This window comes from Celerinatantimonas marina (genome assembly GCF_046054165.1).
In the GTDB taxonomy this organism is placed as follows: Bacteria; Pseudomonadota; Gammaproteobacteria; order Enterobacterales; family Celerinatantimonadaceae; genus Celerinatantimonas.
Map to the genome: position 1 here is coordinate 19,809 of NZ_JBFNXK010000018.1, position 18,731 is coordinate 38,539.

The 18,731-nt window shown below is 45.5% G+C and carries 24 protein-coding genes; 12 read left to right on the forward strand and 12 right to left on the reverse strand.

Annotated elements, in window-relative coordinates; genetic code table 11:
• Nucleotides 1–147: 147 nt before the first annotated feature.
• Genes ABUE20_RS16405 through dolP form a run of 4 tightly spaced genes read left to right on the forward strand, consistent with a single transcriptional unit; the run spans nucleotide 148 to nucleotide 3,591 of the window.
• Entirely contained in the window at nucleotides 148–2,037 is a 1,890-nt protein-coding gene (locus tag ABUE20_RS16405) for a penicillin-binding protein activator (RefSeq protein ID WP_408621031.1), read from the forward strand.
• Nucleotides 1,997–2,419 (forward strand): YraN family protein, encoded by a 423-nt coding sequence (locus tag ABUE20_RS16410; RefSeq protein ID WP_408621032.1) that lies wholly within the window; start codon nucleotides 1,997–1,999, stop codon nucleotides 2,417–2,419. The genes ABUE20_RS16405 and ABUE20_RS16410 overlap by 41 nt, the downstream gene beginning before the upstream one ends.
• On the forward strand, nucleotides 2,403–2,993 hold the full coding sequence (locus tag ABUE20_RS16415; protein WP_408621033.1) for an SIS domain-containing protein: 591 nt from the start codon (nucleotides 2,403–2,405) through the stop codon (nucleotides 2,991–2,993). Before ABUE20_RS16410 ends, ABUE20_RS16415 begins: the two co-directional genes overlap by 17 nt.
• 13 nt (nucleotides 2,994–3,006) lie before the next feature.
• Complete coding sequence (dolP, locus tag ABUE20_RS16420; RefSeq protein ID WP_408621034.1) at nucleotides 3,007–3,591, forward strand: division/outer membrane stress-associated lipid-binding lipoprotein; 585 nt, start codon at nucleotides 3,007–3,009, stop codon at nucleotides 3,589–3,591.
• A gap of 65 nt (nucleotides 3,592–3,656) precedes the next feature.
• Here dolP and sspB read toward each other — a convergent pair whose 3' ends face one another.
• The 5 genes from sspB to zapE form a co-directional block, all read right to left on the reverse strand.
• Entirely contained in the window at nucleotides 3,657–4,127 is a 471-nt protein-coding gene (gene sspB, locus ABUE20_RS16425; protein WP_408621109.1) for a ClpXP protease specificity-enhancing factor, read from the reverse strand.
• Entirely contained in the window at nucleotides 4,123–4,758 is a 636-nt protein-coding gene (gene sspA / locus ABUE20_RS16430; protein ID WP_408621035.1) for a stringent starvation protein SspA, read from the reverse strand. The genes sspB and sspA overlap by 5 nt, the downstream gene beginning before the upstream one ends.
• A 268-nt stretch (nucleotides 4,759–5,026) precedes the next feature.
• Nucleotides 5,027–5,419 (reverse strand): 30S ribosomal protein S9, encoded by a 393-nt coding sequence (gene rpsI / locus ABUE20_RS16435; protein ID WP_408621036.1) that lies wholly within the window; start codon nucleotides 5,417–5,419, stop codon nucleotides 5,027–5,029.
• A gap of 16 nt (nucleotides 5,420–5,435) precedes the next feature.
• Nucleotides 5,436–5,864, reverse strand: coding sequence for a 50S ribosomal protein L13 (gene rplM / locus ABUE20_RS16440; RefSeq protein WP_408621037.1), 429 nt, complete (start codon nucleotides 5,862–5,864; stop codon nucleotides 5,436–5,438).
• A 217-nt stretch (nucleotides 5,865–6,081) separates the two neighbouring features.
• Nucleotides 6,082–7,176, reverse strand: a complete 1,095-nt coding sequence (gene zapE, locus ABUE20_RS16445; protein ID WP_408621038.1) for a cell division protein ZapE — start codon at nucleotides 7,174–7,176, stop codon at nucleotides 6,082–6,084.
• 141 nt (nucleotides 7,177–7,317) lie between these two features.
• Here zapE and ABUE20_RS16450 point away from each other — a divergent pair, with 141 nt between their 5' ends.
• From ABUE20_RS16450 to degS, 3 genes are all read left to right on the forward strand, one after another.
• Nucleotides 7,318–7,737, forward strand: coding sequence for a Z-ring associated ZapG family protein (locus tag ABUE20_RS16450; RefSeq protein ID WP_408621039.1), 420 nt, complete (start codon nucleotides 7,318–7,320; stop codon nucleotides 7,735–7,737).
• A 131-nt stretch (nucleotides 7,738–7,868) separates the two neighbouring features.
• Complete coding sequence (locus ABUE20_RS16455) at nucleotides 7,869–9,227, forward strand: Do family serine endopeptidase (RefSeq protein WP_408621040.1); 1,359 nt, start codon at nucleotides 7,869–7,871, stop codon at nucleotides 9,225–9,227.
• 122 nt (nucleotides 9,228–9,349) lie between these two features.
• On the forward strand, nucleotides 9,350–10,429 hold the full coding sequence (degS, locus tag ABUE20_RS16460) for an outer membrane-stress sensor serine endopeptidase DegS (protein WP_408621041.1): 1,080 nt from the start codon (nucleotides 9,350–9,352) through the stop codon (nucleotides 10,427–10,429).
• A gap of 19 nt (nucleotides 10,430–10,448) precedes the next feature.
• Here degS and murA read toward each other — a convergent pair whose 3' ends face one another.
• Genes murA through ABUE20_RS16495 form a run of 7 tightly spaced genes read right to left on the reverse strand, consistent with a single transcriptional unit; the run spans nucleotide 10,449 to nucleotide 15,009 of the window.
• Nucleotides 10,449–11,708 carry a UDP-N-acetylglucosamine 1-carboxyvinyltransferase gene (gene murA / locus ABUE20_RS16465; protein WP_408621042.1) on the reverse strand — a complete coding sequence of 420 codons (1,260 nt, stop codon included), beginning with the start codon at nucleotides 11,706–11,708 and terminating at the stop codon, nucleotides 10,449–10,451.
• Nucleotides 11,709–11,723: 15 nt separating this feature from the next.
• Nucleotides 11,724–11,981: a BolA family protein gene (locus tag ABUE20_RS16470; protein WP_408621043.1), complete on the reverse strand. Its 258-nt coding sequence runs from the start codon at nucleotides 11,979–11,981 to the stop codon at nucleotides 11,724–11,726.
• Between the two features lie 30 nt (nucleotides 11,982–12,011).
• Nucleotides 12,012–12,302 carry an STAS domain-containing protein gene (locus tag ABUE20_RS16475; protein ID WP_408621044.1) on the reverse strand — a complete coding sequence of 97 codons (291 nt, stop codon included), beginning with the start codon at nucleotides 12,300–12,302 and terminating at the stop codon, nucleotides 12,012–12,014.
• A gap of 1 nt (nucleotide 12,303) precedes the next feature.
• Nucleotides 12,304–12,960: an MlaC/ttg2D family ABC transporter substrate-binding protein gene (locus tag ABUE20_RS16480; protein WP_408621045.1), complete on the reverse strand. Its 657-nt coding sequence runs from the start codon at nucleotides 12,958–12,960 to the stop codon at nucleotides 12,304–12,306.
• A complete protein-coding gene (mlaD, locus tag ABUE20_RS16485; RefSeq protein WP_408621046.1) occupies nucleotides 12,953–13,435 on the reverse strand; it encodes an outer membrane lipid asymmetry maintenance protein MlaD in 483 nt (160 codons plus the stop codon). Before mlaD ends, ABUE20_RS16480 begins: the two co-directional genes overlap by 8 nt.
• Nucleotides 13,436–13,438: 3 nt before the next feature.
• Entirely contained in the window at nucleotides 13,439–14,218 is a 780-nt protein-coding gene (mlaE, locus tag ABUE20_RS16490; RefSeq protein ID WP_408621047.1) for a lipid asymmetry maintenance ABC transporter permease subunit MlaE, read from the reverse strand.
• Nucleotides 14,215–15,009, reverse strand: coding sequence for an ATP-binding cassette domain-containing protein (locus ABUE20_RS16495; protein ID WP_408621048.1), 795 nt, complete (start codon nucleotides 15,007–15,009; stop codon nucleotides 14,215–14,217). The genes mlaE and ABUE20_RS16495 overlap by 4 nt, the downstream gene beginning before the upstream one ends.
• A 141-nt stretch (nucleotides 15,010–15,150) precedes the next feature.
• On the opposite strand from ABUE20_RS16495, the gene ABUE20_RS16500 reads away from it, so the two are divergent.
• Genes ABUE20_RS16500 through lptA form a run of 5 tightly spaced genes read left to right on the forward strand, consistent with a single transcriptional unit; the run spans nucleotide 15,151 to nucleotide 18,729 of the window.
• On the forward strand, nucleotides 15,151–16,131 hold the full coding sequence (locus tag ABUE20_RS16500) for a calcium/sodium antiporter (protein ID WP_408621049.1): 981 nt from the start codon (nucleotides 15,151–15,153) through the stop codon (nucleotides 16,129–16,131).
• 28 nt (nucleotides 16,132–16,159) lie between these two features.
• A complete protein-coding gene (locus tag ABUE20_RS16505; protein ID WP_408621110.1) occupies nucleotides 16,160–17,128 on the forward strand; it encodes a KpsF/GutQ family sugar-phosphate isomerase in 969 nt (322 codons plus the stop codon).
• Complete coding sequence (gene kdsC / locus ABUE20_RS16510) at nucleotides 17,128–17,688, forward strand: 3-deoxy-manno-octulosonate-8-phosphatase KdsC (protein WP_408621050.1); 561 nt, start codon at nucleotides 17,128–17,130, stop codon at nucleotides 17,686–17,688. The genes ABUE20_RS16505 and kdsC overlap by 1 nt, the downstream gene beginning before the upstream one ends.
• Nucleotides 17,685–18,245, forward strand: a complete 561-nt coding sequence (gene lptC, locus ABUE20_RS16515) for an LPS export ABC transporter periplasmic protein LptC (protein WP_408621051.1) — start codon at nucleotides 17,685–17,687, stop codon at nucleotides 18,243–18,245. Before kdsC ends, lptC begins: the two co-directional genes overlap by 4 nt.
• Nucleotides 18,232–18,729, forward strand: a complete 498-nt coding sequence (gene lptA / locus ABUE20_RS16520; protein ID WP_408621052.1) for a lipopolysaccharide transport periplasmic protein LptA — start codon at nucleotides 18,232–18,234, stop codon at nucleotides 18,727–18,729. Before lptC ends, lptA begins: the two co-directional genes overlap by 14 nt.
• Nucleotides 18,730–18,731 lie beyond the last annotated feature (2 nt).

Consider the following 18,731-nt stretch of genomic DNA (forward strand, 5'->3'; position numbering starts at 1 on the left):
TTTACCTATAATTAACTTGCGCCCACTGTAATCAAAACAACCGATTGAAACAACGATTCCGCTCATGCGCTGGATTATTTATCCACACACTTTTAAAATATAAGTTTACGATTTATCAGTTATTTTAGGTAAGCTCAGGGACTCTTCATGAAAAAAACATTTTTAAGGCACTCGATTTATCTTGCATTAAGCCTGATATTACTGAGCGCTTGTAGCTCAAAGAGCCCGGCACCAACCCCCGTACCAGAGCATCCGCCACTTTTAACACAGTTCACGCAACACCCCCCAGCGGATTATCTGAAGCAAGCCTCAATGGCTCATAATGATACCCGTTTTGACTGGCAACTTTTAGCCGCCAAAGCTTATTTGCAGGGAGGACAGCTCAATGCAGGCCTACAATTGCTGCAAGAGCTGCAACCTCAGGCCCAAAAACCTTATCAACAAGCTGGATGGCAGCTAGTCCGTGCTTATGCATCGCAACTAGGCCAACATCCGGAACAAGCGTTGCAACAACTAAATTTTGACTCCCAGTGGACCCTTTCAGATCCCTATTGGAAAAATTATTACCAATTACGTGTCGATCTCGAAACCCAACTGAATCGCCCCATTGCTGCCGCAACCGATCGAGTTCAATTAGATCCTTTTTTAGATAGCTCACAAAAAGCCATAAACCAGCGAACTATATGGAAGCTACTCAAACCCATAGACAGCTTGCAACTACGCAGCTACCAACAACCAGGAAACGAACTACTGAATGGTTACTTGGAACTGGCAGCTATTAGCAATGAACCGGTTGCGACCCCTCAACAGTTATTAGCAAAACTCAATCAATGGCAGCTCAGCTACCCGAATCATCCTGCCATACAGTTTATCAAAGGGAAATTAAGCGGCGCGCTCAAAGCACCGCTCTACCATCCAGAGCGTATTGCGGTCTTGTTGCCACTATCAGGCCATTTTGCACAGAGTGGCCAAATGCTACGCGATGGAATATTAGCCGCCTATAATGATCAAGTAGCACAGGGACAAAGTATTCCTCAAATCACCTTCATCGATACCATGCAAAATTCGATGGCTGATATTGCCGCCCAGCTAACAACCTTGAAAAGTGAATTCATCATCGGTCCCCTACTTAAAACTAACATTGAGGCATTTAGTCAGTTAAAACAACCTCAACCTTGGTTAGCCTTAAACAATATTAATGATGGCCAAATTGCATCCGATCTCATGCAACCCGCCGCAGCCGTTGGCTCCTCCGAGCCAACAACAACCATTGAACCTCACTATAGTCTCTCCCTCGAACCCGAAACAGAAGCTCAACAAGCAGCGTTCGAACTCACTAAACAAGGCGAACATCATCCGCTATTATTACTACCCGACAACGAGCTGGGCCGACGTATCGCCAAGAGCTTCAGCGTTCAGTGGCAATCAACCCATGATGATACTCCAGATATCACTTACTATAAAAACCGAGATAGCCTTCAAGACGCAGTTCAACAAATGTTAAAAACCGATCAAAGCCAACAGCGGATCCGACAAATGAAGCAACTCTTGGGGCAAGATCTGGAAACAGAAGTTCGCTCTCGACGTGACGCCAATGCGGTGTATATCATTGCCGACAATATTACCAGTAAGCTCTTAATTCCATTTATTAATGTCACCATAAGTCCATTTGCGGAACCTTTAAAAATATTCGGAAGTTCTCGAACGCATCAGGTCGGGGTCAGTAACCAAGAATTAAATGGTATGATCATTAGCGAAATTCCATGGTTATTGGATCATACCAGTGCTAACGCCAAGCGCTTTCAAGATCTCTGGCCTCACGCGAGTGATTCCGATAAACGACTCTATGCATTGGGATATGATGCCTACCATATTATGCCAACATTAGCGCAAATGCGGGGATTCAGTGAGTATCATATTCAAGGATTAACGGGAATATTAAGTGTTGATGCGGATGGACAGGTTCAACGACAACTAGTCTGGAGTGAATATCGAGATGGCCAACTGGAGCCTATTTTCGAACAAACAGGCGACTAAGTCAGCCCCAAGCCGGCGAGAGATAGGCAATCTGGCTGAAACACAAGCCTGTCACTTTTTAAAAAAGAAAGGGATTCACATCATCGAGCGTAATTATTGCTGCCGGGGTGGCGAACTGGACATCATTGCGAAAGAGCAGGAAACCCTGATTTTCGTGGAAGTCCGGATGCGGAAAAACCGACAATACGGCGGAGCACTTATCAGTGTCACGCCCCAAAAACAACGCCACTTATATCATGCAGCCCAATGTTATTTACAACAAAAACAACTTAATCCCGCTCGATTATCCATTCGATTTGATATTATAGCGATTGAACATGACCCAGAGCAGATCCAATGGGTTAAAAACGCATTTGGGGAACCGCATGCAAGAGCGAATTAAAGAAATTTTTCGAGAAAGTATTCAGACTAAAATTGCCGCGGCAGAAGCGCTACCAGATAGTATCGAAAAGGGTGCCACTGTCATCGCCCACAGTCTGCTCAACGGTCATAAAATTCTGGCCTGTGGTAATGGCATTGCGGCCAGCCTGACTCATATACTGAGTTGCCAACTGGTCAACCGTTATGAGACCGAACGACCCAGTTTGCCCGCTATCTCGCTTTGCAGTGATATGCCGCTCATTAGTGCCATTGCGGATGACGGGGCACTGGATGATGTCTATGCCAAGCAGATTCGCGCTTTAGGTCAACAAGGTGATGTGCTGGTTGCCATTACCGACGATGGTAATGCCCGAAATCTCATTAAAGCTTTAGAAGCCGCCGTCAACCGAGATATGACCATTATTGTCTTATCGGGTAAAGATGGGGGAGAAATGGCTGGACTACTCAGCCAACAAGACGTTGAAATCAGAGTTCCATCGGATCAAAGTATCCGGATCTATGAAGTCCATTACCTGACTTTAAATAGCTTATGTGATCTTGTTGATCGTTTGTTATTTCCTCGTCAGGATAACTAAAAGGTAAACATCGATGCGTAAAAATTTAATGGCCGTTATTGTTTCGGCTTTGCTATTGCAAGGATGCGCAGCGGGTGTTGTCGCTGTAGGTGCTGGAGTCACGGCTGATACGGCCACAGATAACCGAACTCTCGGAACTCAACTTGATGATCAAACGTTAGATCTAAGGGTTACCCGAGCATTGGATGAAAATAAGGATATCTGGAAAGCCAGTAGTCTATCCGTCGTTGCTCAAGAAGGACAAGTGCTAATTATTGGTCAAACTCCAACCCCTGAAATGCGCCAACAAATCACCATGATTGCCAAAGGGGTTAAAGGTGCACAAAAAATACTTAATGAAGTGCGGTTAGGTCAGCCGGTTTCACTCACGACACGGAGTCAGGATAGTTGGATCACCACCAAAATTAAAACTCAGATCTATACTGACAAAACCATCCTGCCAGGCAAAATCAAAGTCATCACTGAAAATAGCGAAGTGTTTTTGATTGGCGTGGTCAATGCGAAACAGGCTAAATCAGCAGTGGATATTGCCCGCAAAACATCTGGGGTCACCCGAGTCGTTAAATTTTTCCGAATCGTGCCCAAATCAGATGCATAAACCCAAACAATATTCATCGAAAACATCATTAAAAACGGCTCATTCTTGAGCCGTTTTAATTGGGGCTATTTAATAACCCTCAGTGAAGGCTTACCTTTAGTCGGCGGGTTCTTCGGAGGCGTTGTATCCCCATCATCCGAATCATCTTCTCGCACGGATCGTAGCGCAGGCTCAGATGATGATAGATCCTGAGACTTATCATCATCATAATAAGGCTCTGGTTCAAACATCGTACCAGCACCATTTTCTCGCGCATAAATTGCTAATACCGCAGACATCGGCACATAGACCTGATGAGGAACGCCACTAAAACGGGCATTAAAGCTCACATCGTCCATTCCCATCTGAAACTGACCTACCGCAGTAGGCGAAATATTCAAGACAATTTGACCATTTTGCACAAACTGCTGCGGAACTTCTACATCAGGTCGCGTTGCATCAACAACTAAATGAGGCGTGAGCTGATTATCAAGTAACCAATCATAAAATGCCCGCAACAGATAGGGTCTATTGGGAGTCATATCACTCATATCAATTCAAAGGACCTGTTCGTAGTTCACGTTCAGCTTCAGTCAACGAAGCCTGGAAAGAATCACGTTCAAAGATACGTAACATATACGCTTTAATCGACTTCGAACCACTACCAGACAATTCAATACCCAGTTCAGGTAAACGCCATAATAACGGAGCCATATAGCAATCAACCAAACTAAATTCTTCGCTCATAAAATAAGGATATTCAGCGAAAACGGGGCCTAAAGCCAACAGACTCTCTTTAAGTTCCTGACGCGCTTCATCCACTCGATCACCTTCAGCAATCCGTTTTGCCAAAGAATACCAATCGTTTTCAATTCGATACATCATTAACCGGCTCTGACCACGAGAAACCGGATAGACCGGCATCAGTGGGGGATGCGGAAAACGCTCGTCCAGATATTCCATAATAATCTGAGCCTGATATAACACCAGTTCCCTATCCACCAAAGTAGGCACACTGTTATAAGGGTTCAGTTCAATTAAATCTTCAGGCAGAAAATCAGGTGTTACCTGATGAATTTCAACGCTAACCCCCTTCTCAGCCAAAACAATACGAACTTGGTGGCTATATAGATCATTAGCACCTGAAAACAGTGTCATCACTGAGCGCTTGTTGGCAGCAACAGCCATTGAACCCTCCAAAACCTTCAAAACGAATTGTAAAATGAATCACGAACACCTTGCGATCCTGATCTCTAAACTTCATCAAAATATAGCATATGCCGCGACTAATAAATCAGCCCGAGATTGTATCAAATTTAGCAAGGCTTGTGGATAATTGATGCGATAAACCTATCAGATCAGATGAAAGATACTGATCTTAGAGGACAAAAATAAAAATAGCGCATAAAAAAGCCCGGATCTCCGGGCTTTTGAAATAACCAACGATAAGAAAATCTTAACGTTTTGAGTATTGTGGACGTTTACGGGCTTTGTGCAGACCGACTTTTTTACGTTCCACTTTACGAGCATCACGAGTCACATAACCAGCACGACGCAGTTCACCACGTAAACTTTCATCATACTGCATTAATGCACGAGTAATACCGTGACGGATAGCACCCGCTTGACCAGTGATACCACCACCACTTACAGTGATGTTTAAATCAACTTTTTCTAACAACTCAGTTAATTCTAAAGGTTGACGAACAACCATCCGAGCTGTTTCACGTCCAAAATAAGTTTCCAGTGAACGTTTGTTGATAGCAATATTGCCGCTGCCTGCTTTTAAGAAAACGCGAGCAGTTGAGCTTTTGCGACGGCCTGTGCCGTAGTATTGATTCTCTGCCATGATCTGATTCCGTAACTTAAATGTCTAAAACCTGTGGTTGCTGAGCTGCATGTGTGTGCTCAGGACCGGCGAATACTTTCAGTTTACGGAACATTGCACGGCCAAGAGGACCTTTAGGCAACATACCTTTCACTGCAGACTGAATAACGCGTTCAGGCGCTTTATCAATCAGTTTTTCAAAAGTGATTGATTTCAGACCACCTGGATAACCAGTGTGCGAGTGATAGACTTTGTCTTTCACTTTATTACCGGTTACAGCAACTTTCTCTGCATTGATAACGATGATGTAATCACCAGTATCGACATGAGGAGTATATTCCGGCTTATGTTTGCCACGCAGACGAGTCGCAATTTCTGTGGCGATACGACCCAAAGTTTTACCTTCTGCGTCGACAACGAACCATTCACGTTTGACCGATTCTGGTTTTGCTACAAAAGTTTTCATTTGTATATAGAACCCAAAAAAGCTGTTACAAGACCGCTTATTATAAAGTAATAAGCATAAAATAGCACTCCTTTACCCCTTCGAGTAAGGCTGCTGATAAAATTACGCTGCCTGATTGGCAGCTGGTAACGTGGGCAGTGGTCATTATAGGCAAAGCGAATTTAAAAATCATCTCCAATTTGCAGAAATTTTCACCATTTTGAGTTGATGAAACAGATCACGGTAGCGGGCAATACTGCTGGGAACGCAATTGCTGCAGCCTCGAAGAACAACGTTCAAAATCAAAAGCCAAACGTTTGCCTTGATAAATATGCATCGGGTCCTGCTCCGCCATAATAATCAGGGCCACATGTTGCTCATAGCATTCATCGATCAACATCAACAGCCGCCGGGCCGCATCATTATCATCATCCGTCAGACAAGGCATATGCTCAATAATCACAACCTTAAATCGTTGGGCTAATTCAATGTAATCCTGACTACTTCGAGCACTCCGGCACAACTGGTTAAAATGAATATAAAGCACGTCCCCGACACAGCCTTCCACTTCCACAAAATGTGCATTTAATGCGAGAGATTGCCGACTAGGTTCAGCCCCGGCCGTCAACCGCTCAAACCAGCGCAGTAACATCGCTCGATTCGACTCATTAACCGGCCAGTAATAGCGTTCTTTCAAGTCACTGGCTTGCTGTCGATAATCTCGTTTTCCATCCACATTAATAATCTGACAATGCTTTTCAATCAATGCGATCGCCGGTAAAAAACGACTCCGTTGTAATCCATTATGATACAGATCGTGAGGTGGAATATTGGATGTAGCCACTAAGCCAACCCCCTCAGCAAACAGGGCTTCAAATAAGGTCCCAAGCAACATCGCATCCGTAATATCAATAACAAAAAATTCATCAAAACAAATCAGCCGGGTTTGCTTGGCAAACTCCCGAGCAATATGCTGCAACGGATTCACCGTTCCCTGTAATTGGGTCAGGCGATGATGGATCTGTTGCATAAAATGATAAAAATGTAACCGAGTCACCTGTTCCGTGGGTAAACAGGACACCAATAAATCCATCAGATAGGTTTTTCCCCGCCCGACACCGCCCCACAGATAGAGGCCATAAAGAGGTGCCATGACGGCGGCATCCCGTTTTTTCCAAAAATGCCATTGGGGGGACGTAGAAGGAACCGCTGCTGAATGCTCCAGACATTGCTGATACACCCGTTCCAGAGCATTGACGGCGATAGCCTGGGCCGAATCGGCAACAATCCGATCCGCTGACAGATCCTGCTGGTAACATTGCAATGGGGTCATAATCGAAACTTCGGGTTGATGTCAAAACCGGGATCCTGATCCACTTATCATCTCCTCACAATTCATAGACTGCATAGCGACATGCTATAGAATATCAGTTATATTAATTTAATGTTAACTGCCGTAACAATAGGTTGATTTATGAGTATTATCAATAGTCTAATCTTGATCGCCATTGGCCTGATATTCGGTGTCATTATCGGCCGTTTACTCACGCGCTCCCGCCATCCAGAAACATCACAATTACAAACAGAACTTCAGCAAAGCCGAGAGGAATTAGCATTGTATCGCCAACAGGTCAGTGAACACTTCCAGAACAGTGCTCAACTGCTCGAATCGTTAGCGCTGCAATATCAAAAAGTCTATGACCATATGGCTCAACAGTCAGAACTCCTGATGGACAACAGCATCGAAAAACCTGAATTATTTAAACAGCACCTGCAAGTCGTCCCTCCGGAAGTTCCCCAAATAGAAGAAGATCATGATGCGGGTTCCACACCACCTAAAGATTATTCTTGTTCTTCATCTGGATTATTGAACAATCAGACCTCATCTTCTTAAGAGATCAGCCATGATGGCCTGAAGAAATCGACTGGAACTAATCGTTTTTTTTCGGGTCACATAGCTATGTGCCTTAAAAGCGCATTCGTCCTTACTCTTACTATGATATTAATCAGAGGAGCTTTATAACCATGAAGAAGTTGACCATGCGTCTTGCCCCGATTGCCCTCGCCCTGACTCTCGGCATGACCGCCACTCCAACTTTTGCTCAATTGCCTACCGCTGTGGCCGGTCAGGAAATGCCGAGTCTGGCCCCTATTGTTGCTAAGGTAACGCCTGCGGTTGTGAGTATTTCCGTTGCCGGTGAAAAAGTCACTCAGCAACAGGCCCCTGAGCTATTCCAATTTTTCTTCGGACCTCAAGCTCAGCAACAGGGACCACAAAAAAGACCATTCAGAGGATTAGGCTCCGGCGTGATCATCAATGCCGCCAAAGGCTATGTTGTCACGAACTATCACGTCATTAGTGATGCGGATAAAATTGAAGTCACCTTGCAGGATGGCCGTCAATACAAGGCGAAAATCTTAGGATCGGATCAGATGTCTGATATCGCTTTATTACAAATTAAAGCGGATCACCTTAGCCAAATTGATATCGCCGATTCTGATAACCTGCGAGTTGGTGATTTCACTATTGCGATCGGCAACCCATTTGGTCTAGGACAAACCGTAACTTCAGGGATAGTAAGTGCTTTAGGACGAAGCGGCTTAAATATCGAGAATTATGAAAACTTCATTCAAACTGATGCTGCGATTAACAGTGGAAACTCAGGTGGGGCATTAGTTAACCTGAAAGGGCAGTTAATCGGAATCAATACCGCTATTTTGGCTCCCGGCGGCGGTAACATCGGAATTGGATTTGCAATTCCCTCTGACATGGTCCAGAGCCTGACCCAACAGATCCTCAAATATGGTGAAGTCCGCCGCGGTGTTCTTGGAGTCACGGGAGGTGAATTAACGCCAGATTTAGCGAAAACATTCGGCAGTAACATTCAGCATGGTGCCTTTATCAATCAAGTCATGCCGGGTTCTGCAGCAGATAAAGCCGGACTCAAACCCGGAGATATCATTGTTTCACTCAATGGCAAAACGGTCACTAGTTTCTCTGAACTCAGAGCCCGCATAGCCACCCAAGGTGCGGGAACGACTGTTGAATTGGGAATTATTCGTAATGGTGAACATACAACCGTGAGTGCTACGCTGAAACGCGCGTCGATGCAGAAGATTTCAGCCAACGATATTGACACCAAGCTCGATGGGGCCACTCTGGAAAATACCAATGATCCCATTCCGGGCGTGAAAGTAACGGCGGTCAAAGCCAACTCTCCAGCGGATCAAGCCACATTACAAAAAGGGGATATTATCATCGGTCTGAACCGAACCCGAGTTCATAATGTGGATGAACTGAAACGACAGTTAGCCGGGAAACCCAGTGTGTTAGCGTTGAACATCCAGCGGGGTGATTCTTCACTCTATCTGGTCTTACGCTAAAGATCACAATCAAAGTACAAAAAAGGCCACTGTCGTGGCCTTTTTCAATCGAATTCATAGCGTTAATTTAACATCACATGCTATGCTATGCGCGCATGGATGACTAGCAGGCCCAATTTTTAATGATCAAATATGTCTTGAAAGCAGTTGGCTTAGGTTTAGCATTTGCGGTAGTTTTTCTACTCATTTTCCCGAGCCTGCAATCCGGGCATTCACTTATACCTCTTCGAACATCCGAGAATTCTAAGTTAATTAGTTTTGCTGAGGCCGCTCGGCGAGCGTCTCCGGCTGTCGTGAATATTTATACCCGAAGTTTTAGTAGCAGCCATCTCAATGAAAGTCGTCCGACAGTCACCAGTGAAGGATTGGGATCCGGGGTGATCATGAATCCCCAAGGCTATATCCTGACTAATATGCATGTGATTGCCGATGCCGATCAGATCGTCGTCGCACTACAAGATGGCCGAGTCTTTAGCGCCGAACTCATCGGTAGCGATCTCATCACTGACTTGGCAGTATTAAAAATCGAAGCACAGGATCCATTACCGGTGATCCCTCAGGATAATCATCTGCAAACACGGGTTGGGGATGTGGTCTTAGCCATCGGGAATCCCTATAACGTGGGACAAACTGTCACACAAGGCATTATTTCAGCCACGGGGCGTAGTGGGATGAGTGCGACAGGCCGACAAGATTTTATCCAGACGGATGCCGCCATTAACCGAGGAAACTCTGGTGGCGCTTTGGTGAACTCACTAGGAGAACTGGTTGGGATCAACACCGCCTCTTATCATCTAGGGCAAAATAGCGAAACATATGGTATTAGCTTTGCTATTCCTTATACGTTAGCGCAGCGGATCATGAAAAGTTTGATCCGTTATGGACGAGTCATTCGGGGTTACATGGGGGTAGAAGCGACGGATATCACCCCACAACTCGCACAACATGCCGGATTAGGTGTGGATCACGGGCTTCGTGTAGACAAAGTGGATCCTCAAGGGCCTGCATCCGCAGCGGGTCTTCAAGCTCATGATATTATTCTAAAAATCAATGGGAAATCAGTAAATTCGATTCGTTCAACGATGGATTTAGTGGCCGAAACGGCCCCGGGGACAAAAGTTGATGTTGATATTCTAAGAGCCGGGAAACCTCAGGTACTACACATGACCGTTGGGGAATTAAAAATAAGACGGCCTCGCTAGGCCGCCTTAAAGATATCCATTAACCCGCGATACGTTCGATATGAGCACCTAATTTTGCCAATTTTTGCTCAATATGTTCGTAACCTCGGTCAATATGGTAAATTCGATCGACAATCGTCTCATGCTCAGCGACGAGTCCAGCGATCACCAAACTGGCGGATGCGCGTAAATCAGTCGCCATAACTTGAGCCCCACTTAAATGAGCACAGGGATGACAAATCGCAGTATTACCTTCCAGATCAATTGATGCGCCCATCCGGATGAGTTCAGGTACATGCATAAAGCGATTTTCAAAAATCGTTTCAGTCACCTGCCCCATGCCTTCACCCACCACATTGAGCAGAGTAAATTGAGCCTGCATATCCGTCGGAAACGCTGGATGAGGCGCTGTTTTGATATTGACAGCTTTTAACGTGCGCCCATGCATATCAAGCTCAATCCAATTGGAACCTGTTGTCACCTGAGCCCCGGCCTCCCGAAGCTTCAAAATAACCGCTTCCAAACCGCTGGGATCGGCATGCACACAACGAACTTTCCCACCCGTCACCGCCGCAGCCACTAGAAAGGTTCCTGTCTCAATCCGATCCGGCAGTACTCGGTGTTCGCCACCATGCAGCGCCTCAACGCCTTGGATCACAAGGGTATCGGTACCAGCACCTTGAACATTCGCCCCTAAACTATTTAAGAAATGCGCCAAGTCGACAATTTCAGGTTCACGCGCCGCATTTTCAATGACGGTTTCACCTTCAGCTAGAGTGGCAGCCATCATCAGGTTTTCAGTCCCAGTGACACTGACCATATCCATCAGAATATGCGCCCCTTGCAATCGACCATTCACTCGGGCGTTGATATAACCATCCTCAACCTGAATTTCCGCGCCCATCTGGGTTAAACCTTGAATGTGCAGATTCACCGGACGGGCCCCGATAGCACAGCCACCCGGTAAAGATACTCGAGCCTGGCCATAACGAGCCAACAATGGGCCTAGAGCCAAAATAGAAGCTCGCATCGTTTTAACCAAGTCATAGGGGGCTTCATATAGGTTGGCCGCACCAGCTTCAACAATGAGGCAATTCTTCTCAAAACTCAGTTGACGCCCAGTCACTTTTAAAATTTCACAGCTTGTGCAGATATCTTTAAGCTCAGGGACATTACTCACCACAACCCGTGCTTCACTCAGCAAAGTTGCAAATACAATAGGCAATGCCGCATTTTTGGCGCCGGAAATGACAACCTCGCCATTAAGCTGGCAACCACCCTGAATAACAAATTTTTCCATCGAATACCTCGGAGATTACAAGGGCTGACCAAACATCTTGGCTTTTTCCCACTCCATTGGGGTATAGGCCTTAATCGAAAGTGCATGGATGGTATTATCAGCAATGTATTCAGATAACGGACCGTAAATCACCTGCTGTTTTTTCACACGTGAAAGATCACTAAATATGTCACTAACCGCAACCACTTCAAAGTGACTGTCTTCACCTTTGACATAAATTTCATCAAGTGCCAAGGCAGTGGCTAATATCTGTTTGATCTGTTCCGGTTGCATAATTGCCTCATATTTCTACCGTTTTACCGGTTAATCGTCCTCCACGATATGGGGATCAAGTCCATATAGTGCAAGCAAGGGTTGAATTGACTGTGGACAATGGCGGATATGAAGCGCCGTTGTCCCATTTTTTATAACTAAGGCGGTGATAATAGCGGCTAATCCAGCAGAGTCAATTTGTGTCACCTGAGAAAGATCAATACACCGGATCTCAGGCTGTCGAATCAGTTCCTTCCACTGAGCATTCACCGTTGGGGCTCGCCACTCACCCAATAGTGCAATCACCCCTTTCGACAGACTTTCAAATGCCTTGGCCATCATCTTAACTCGACTGCTTTTTATCATTTAAAGGAGCGGCTTTAATCTGCCTAGTCTCAAGCATTTTTGAGACTTCATCGATCCCTTTATTCTGAATTAACCCACCCACTTCAGACTGATTGGTAGCCAACAGACTGACCCCTTCGGCAATTAAGTCAAAAGCAAGCCACTTATTATTTTTCAGACGACGAAATTTAAATAACAAATGAATAGGAGGCCGCCCAGTTTCATTGATTTCAGCAGGAACGGTCATCACTCGCAACCCATCATAAGGCCGCGGTTTTTCGATAGTAATGGTCTGCTCATCATACTGACTAAGCGCATTTGAATAAGTGGTCACTAGATAATGATAAAAAGCAGCCACAAAGCGATCCCGCTGTTCTCGGGTCGTTTTCGGTAAACTGCGCCCCATCACCATATACGCCGCATAATGATAATCAATATAAGGCATGACTTTCTCAGTAATGATCTTCTGAGCCACTTCTGGAGTTAACTGATCATCCTTACGGAGCTTCTGTAATTGTGGGAAAGTGGTATCCACTACGGTTTGCATCGCCTGATAGGGATCTTCAACAGGCGTATTTTCAACCGGGGCCGCCCAGACCGTAGTACAACTCAAAAAGGCAAAAATAACGAATACACGATTTAATAATTTACTCATTGCTTTTTCCTGAAGCTGAATATAAGAATTGACCAATCAAATCCTCTAAAATGATTGCAGATTTAGTATCATCAATACTGTCTCCATCCTTCAGATTATCCGCCGGTTCATCAGGCATATTAAATCCGGGAGTCAAACCAATATACTGTTCCCCCAGCAATCCGGACGTTAAAATACGCGCCGAACTATTGGCTGGAAATTCACCAAATTTTTTATCTAAACGTAACGTCACCCGAGGGACAAACGTTTTGGGATTCAGATCAATGGCTTCAACCCGCCCAATAACGACGCCCCCGACTTTCACTGGAGAACGAATTTTTAATCCTCCAATATTATCGAAGTTTGCATAAATGCGATAGGTATCCCCTTCGCTAACAAAATCATGATCCGCAATACGTAATGCCAGCACCAAAATAGCCAGCAACCCAAGTAGTAAAAAAATGCCTACGCCAAACTCTGTTTTATCTACTTTCATTTTTTAATTCCCGAACATTAGCGCTGTTAGCACAAAATCCAAACCAAGCACCACTAATGATGCATGCACGACACTACGTGTTGTGGCCTGACTAATTCCCCGTGAAGTCGGAATGGCATCGTAACCATTAAATAAGGCAATCCAGGTCACGGCAATCGCAAAAACCACACTTTTCACAAAACCGTTACCGATGTCATTCAACAAATCGACATTCGCCTGCATAATCGACCAAAAACTGCCATCATCGACTCCGAGCCAGCGAACACCAACCAGATATCCCCCCCAGATCCCGACTAAATTAAACAGCATTGCAAGCAAGGGCATACTAATCACACCAGCCCAAAACCGAGGCGCGATAATTCGTTTCAAAGGATCAACCGCCATCATTTCCAGACTGCTCAACTGTTCAGTCGCTTTCATTAGCCCAATTTCAGCAGTCAACGCAGAACCGGCCCGCCCGGCAAACAATAGCCCCGTCACCACCGGCCCAAGCTCGCGCAATAGCGATAGAGCCACCAGCGGCCCCAGACTGGTTTCAGCACCAAACCGCACTAAAATATGGTATCCCTGCAGCGCCAAAACCATTCCGATGAATAATCCAGAGACAAGGATAATAATCAGAGACTGCACCCCAACCGGATAAATCTGCCGCCAGCTATTGCGCCATAATTGGCGTTCCGGTTTCACAAAAATAGCGAACGCCAGCATAATGGCCGCGCGCCCCATGCCTGCCAGACGGGCAATCACATTCGCCCCAAACCTGGTAATTGCTTGACTCATCATGGTTTTAATGACTCCAGATAGGGTTTAGCCGGATAATGAAATGCAGCAGGACCATCCGCTAACCCTTGCAAAAACTGCTGTAGATGAGGTTCAGTATTCGCTCGAACCGATGCCACATCCCCTTCGGCAACCACTTGGCCTTGATCGAGAACATAGACGTAATCGGCGATACTCAATACCTCTTCAACATCATGAGAAACCACAATGGAGGTTAATTCCAAGGCCTGATTCAAATTGCTGATCAACTTAATCAGAACCCCCATCGTAATCGGATCCTGCCCGACAAAGGGCTCATCATACATAATGACTTCAGGCTCCAGCGCAATCGCTCGCGCTAAAGCCACCCGACGCGCCATCCCTCCCGACAAATCAGAAGGCATTAAATCCGCAGCCCCCCGTAATCCGACCGCTTCTAATTTCATCAACACTAAATTACGTAAAACAGGGGCAGGTAAAGGACAATGTTCCTTTAAAGGAAAGGCCACATTGTCGAAAACATTTAAATCAGTAAACAGCGCACCACTTTGAAACAACATACCCATGCGTTTACGGACCTGATACAGGTCAGCACGATTCAGTCGATGAATCGGTTGTCCGTCAAACAGAACCTCTCCGGCCTGGGGCTTTAACTGTCCCCCCAGTAACTTCAACAATGTGGTCTTACCGGTACCACTAGGTCCCATAACTGCAGTGACTTTCCCGCGAGGGAAACTCAAATTGATTGAATCAAAAATACGCCGAGAACCTCGAGAAAAAGTCAACCCTCTGACTTCAATGATATTTTCGGCCATAAATCATACCCACGGGGTTAAATGAAGAGTGTTATTTTATGGGTTCCCCTTCATCGACTCAAGCTTACTCTTCCCTTTTCCTGCTAAAATGCCGACAATGCGCCTTTTCATGGCCAAAATTTACGATAAGCGATCTTTTTTATGCTCATTGATTTAGTTGTACTGATCCTCAGTTTTGTGGCTCTGGTCTGGAGTGCCGACCGTTTTGTGTTCGGTGCGGCGGCCATTGCTCGAAATCTAGGAATTTCACCGATGGTTATCGGACTTACGGTCATCGCAATGGGCTCATCAGCACCTGAAATCATGGTTTCAGCCACGGCATCATTAAGCCATAGATTAGATACGGCCATCGGCAATGCTATCGGTTCAAATATTACCAACATTACACTGGTTTTAGGCGTAACCGCCTTACTCAAACCCATTTTAGTCGCCAGTTCTACCCTACGCCGTGAAATTCCACTCATGCTGTTGGCAACCGTGCTGACGGGTTTTTTATTAAGCGATAATCAATTAAGTTTTATGGACGGCATTATTCTGATCAGCTTGTTCATCATCGTGATGGCTTATCTCATCTGGTATTCACAACGCCAGCACCGCCATCAACAAGCCATGAAAGATGACGCGAAGGATGAGATGATCAGCCAATATGAAGCCGAAATTCCCAAACAGGTCAAAACCAGTTATGCCCTGTTTTGGTTATTAGTCGGTCTTATCATTCTCCCGTTAAGTGCTGATTATCTCGTCAATGCAGCCAGCAATATCGCACGTTATTTTGGGATCAGTGAACTGGTCATCGGCCTCACCATTATTGCGATTGGTACCAGTCTCCCGGAACTAGCGGCCAGTATTGCCAGTATTATCAAAAAAGAAAATGATATCGCGCTAGGAAATATCATCGGCTCCAACATCTTTAACTTACTAGTGGTATTATCTGTCTGTGGTATTTTAGCGCCTGGGAAAATTGATCCGGCTGCATTTGCCCGTGATTACTGGTGGATGTTAGCGACCAGTGCCGCCGTTTTAGGGTTTTCACTGCTCACCCGCCCGCGAAGAATTACCCGATTAGCAGGGGCCTTGTTTCTGGTCACCTTTATTGGATACCAACTCATGTTATTTTTATAATATTAAATCATTCTTATAGTTAGGCCAGATTGTGACATTTGATTATATAAAAGCGGCGCAAAAAGTCATTACACTCGAAGCGCAAGCCGTCGAAAACTTATTCTCGCATCTTAATGACGCATTTACCGATGTCTGCCAGGCTCTCGAACATTGTCGGGGAAAAATTATCGTCACCGGAATGGGCAAGTCAGGACATATCGGACGAAAAATAGCGGCAACGTTGGCCTCGACAGGTTCACCGGCGTTTTTTGTTCATCCCGGCGAAGCCAGTCATGGGGATTTAGGCATGATTAGTCAGGGAGACATCGTTCTGGCATTATCCAATTCTGGAGAATCCAGCGAGATTTTGGCACTGTACCCGGTACTGCATCGACAAAACATTCAAATTATTGCTCTGACCAGTAATCCCGGATCAGCTATGGCTCGGGGAGCAACCATTCATTTAAATATCAATGTTAAGCGGGAAGCCTGTCCTCTTGGGTTAGCCCCAACCGCCAGCACAACCGCCGCATTAGTCATGGGTGATGCGATCGCGGTGGCCTTACTAGAATCTAGAGGTTTTACCGCTACCGATTTTGCACTTTCACATCCTGGAGGCGCACTGGGGAAAAAATTACTGCTGAGTGTTCCCGATATCATGGTGAGTGGCGAGGAGATCCCGTTAGTCGGTACGCATCAGACCATTCGAGAAGCCCTATTGGTCATGACTGAAAAAGGACTGGGCATGACGGGGATCATCGATGGCGATGGTCGACTCGTCGGTATATTTACCGATGGCGATTTACGCCGAGTTCTGGATTTAAAAGCCGACATTCATCAAACTCCAATTACCGAAGTGATGATACGAAATCCCAAGGTCGTCAGTCCAGACTGGCTAGCATTTGATGCTCTTAAATATATGAAAGAGAAATCAATTAATGGCCTTTTCGTCACGGAACAAGATAAACCCGTTGGGGCTTTTAACATGCATTCCCTATTACAGGCCGGAGTTTATTAATGACAACACAGAGCATTGAAACGCTTTATGGCTCAATGCCAACAGCGCTTTACCAAAAGATAGCGTCCACACAACTATTGATATGTGATGTTGATGGGGTGTTTTCTGATGGCCGGATCTACCTCGGGAATCAGGGTGAAGAGCTCAAGGCATTTCATACTCGTGATGGCTTTGGTATAAAGGCGATCATCCGTAATGGTATCGATGTAGCCGTGATTACCGGACGTCGTTCACAACTGGTACAAAAGCGCATGGAAAGCTTAAATGTCCGTTACATCTATCAGGGACAAGAAGATAAACAGCAGGCGTTTGCCGATTTACTCGCCCAAACCCAGCTTTCAGCTCAACAATGTGCTTATATCGGTGATGACGTTCCGGATCTGGCGATCATGAACCAGGTCAACTTGGCCATAGCCGTCGCCGATGCCCACCCGCTGGTCAAAACCAAAGCGCATTATGTCACTCAAAATCGAGGGGGATTTGGTGCGGTGCGTGAATGTTGTGATCTGCTGCTACAGTCTCGTGGACAACTCGCGGACTTTACCGGAGCCAGTCAATGAACGGCCAAAACATCATCATTGCTTTGCTGCTGATTATCGCGGGACTGGTCTGGGGATGGAGAAATCTGCATGATCAGGGCACTGAAGAACCAACCGTCATGCAACAAACCCCTGATTTTACGGCAAGTGATCTATACACAGTCACTTATAATAAGTTAGGCTTAGTGCGGTATCGTATTTATGCAGATGGCATGAAATACTATGAACGTAATCAAACGACTGATTTTGACTCACCTCGGATCCTGATCTACCCAGGTCCCGATAAACCAGTTTGGCAAATTGTGTCTCGTCAAGCTCAAGCGTTGCGTCAAGATAAAGTCACGTTCAAAGAAGATGTTGTGGTAAAAAACTTGAGTAATGATGGCTACATTCAAGACTTGTTGACACCATTGCTGCATGTAAACTTAACAAACCAGACCATGCAGACTGATAAACAGGTGACTGTAAACGGTCCGCAGTATGATCAAAATGGAATTGGCATGAACGGGAGTTTGGTTACCGAAGAGGTTCGACTCCATCAGGACATTAACGCGGTATATCATAATGAAGAAAATTAATTGGTTGGCCCTAGCGCTGTTGTCATTTAGCCTGGCGAGTCACGCTTTAGAATCAGATTACACCCAAAAAATTGTGGTCAACGCCGACCAACAAAAAGTGAACATTAAAAATAATACCGTGACTTTTTATCAGAATGTCACCGTATCTCAAGGATCGATTCATCTTACTGCAGATCGGGTTACGGTCTATGGCTCAGGTGAAAAAGGAAGTGAAGTCATGGTCGCGACGGGCAAGCCTGCGCGTTTCCAACAGAAAATGGATGATGGACGGGTATTAAAAGGTCATGCAGATACAGTTCGTTATGAACTGAAGTCACGCATCGTGACCTTAACCGAAGATGCACAGCTACAGCAGGCGGAAAGTCTGGTGAAAGGAAACAGCATCCGTTATAACATTCAGAGTCAGGAAATGGTGGCTGATGGTGGCAAACAAGGCCATGTCACAACAATTTTCCAGCCGCAACAACTCCAGAACAATAAGTAGTA

Bases quoted from the DNA above. Each gene is read 5' to 3' on its own strand.
- murA (WP_408621042.1), bottom strand. From the start codon at position 11,708: ATGGAAAAATTTGTTATTCAGGGTGGTTGCCAGCTTAATGGCGAGGTT.
- lptA (WP_408621052.1), top strand. From the start codon at position 18,232: ATGAAGAAAATTAATTGGTTGGCCCTAGCGCTGTTGTCATTTAGCCTG.
- ABUE20_RS16405 (WP_408621031.1), top strand. From the start codon at position 148: ATGAAAAAAACATTTTTAAGGCACTCGATTTATCTTGCATTAAGCCTG.
- ABUE20_RS16410 (WP_408621032.1), top strand. From the start codon at position 1,997: ATGGCCAACTGGAGCCTATTTTCGAACAAACAGGCGACTAAGTCAGCC.
- ABUE20_RS16455 (WP_408621040.1), top strand. From the start codon at position 7,869: ATGAAGAAGTTGACCATGCGTCTTGCCCCGATTGCCCTCGCCCTGACT.
- sspA (WP_408621035.1), bottom strand. From the start codon at position 4,758: ATGGCTGTTGCTGCCAACAAGCGCTCAGTGATGACACTGTTTTCAGGT.
- ABUE20_RS16450 (WP_408621039.1), top strand. From the start codon at position 7,318: ATGAGTATTATCAATAGTCTAATCTTGATCGCCATTGGCCTGATATTC.
- lptC (WP_408621051.1), top strand. From the start codon at position 17,685: ATGAACGGCCAAAACATCATCATTGCTTTGCTGCTGATTATCGCGGGA.
- ABUE20_RS16480 (WP_408621045.1), bottom strand. From the start codon at position 12,960: ATGAGTAAATTATTAAATCGTGTATTCGTTATTTTTGCCTTTTTGAGT.
- rplM (WP_408621037.1), bottom strand. From the start codon at position 5,864: ATGAAAACTTTTGTAGCAAAACCAGAATCGGTCAAACGTGAATGGTTC.
- mlaD (WP_408621046.1), bottom strand. From the start codon at position 13,435: ATGAAAGTAGATAAAACAGAGTTTGGCGTAGGCATTTTTTTACTACTT.
- ABUE20_RS16470 (WP_408621043.1), bottom strand. From the start codon at position 11,981: ATGCAACCGGAACAGATCAAACAGATATTAGCCACTGCCTTGGCACTT.
- degS (WP_408621041.1), top strand. From the start codon at position 9,350: ATGATCAAATATGTCTTGAAAGCAGTTGGCTTAGGTTTAGCATTTGCG.
- kdsC (WP_408621050.1), top strand. From the start codon at position 17,128: ATGACAACACAGAGCATTGAAACGCTTTATGGCTCAATGCCAACAGCG.
- zapE (WP_408621038.1), bottom strand. From the start codon at position 7,176: ATGACCCCATTGCAATGTTACCAGCAGGATCTGTCAGCGGATCGGATT.
- ABUE20_RS16475 (WP_408621044.1), bottom strand. From the start codon at position 12,302: ATGATGGCCAAGGCATTTGAAAGTCTGTCGAAAGGGGTGATTGCACTA.
- ABUE20_RS16500 (WP_408621049.1), top strand. From the start codon at position 15,151: ATGCTCATTGATTTAGTTGTACTGATCCTCAGTTTTGTGGCTCTGGTC.
- ABUE20_RS16415 (WP_408621033.1), top strand. From the start codon at position 2,403: ATGCAAGAGCGAATTAAAGAAATTTTTCGAGAAAGTATTCAGACTAAA.
- rpsI (WP_408621036.1), bottom strand. From the start codon at position 5,419: ATGGCAGAGAATCAATACTACGGCACAGGCCGTCGCAAAAGCTCAACT.
- mlaE (WP_408621047.1), bottom strand. From the start codon at position 14,218: ATGATGAGTCAAGCAATTACCAGGTTTGGGGCGAATGTGATTGCCCGT.
- ABUE20_RS16495 (WP_408621048.1), bottom strand. From the start codon at position 15,009: ATGGCCGAAAATATCATTGAAGTCAGAGGGTTGACTTTTTCTCGAGGT.
- dolP (WP_408621034.1), top strand. From the start codon at position 3,007: ATGCGTAAAAATTTAATGGCCGTTATTGTTTCGGCTTTGCTATTGCAA.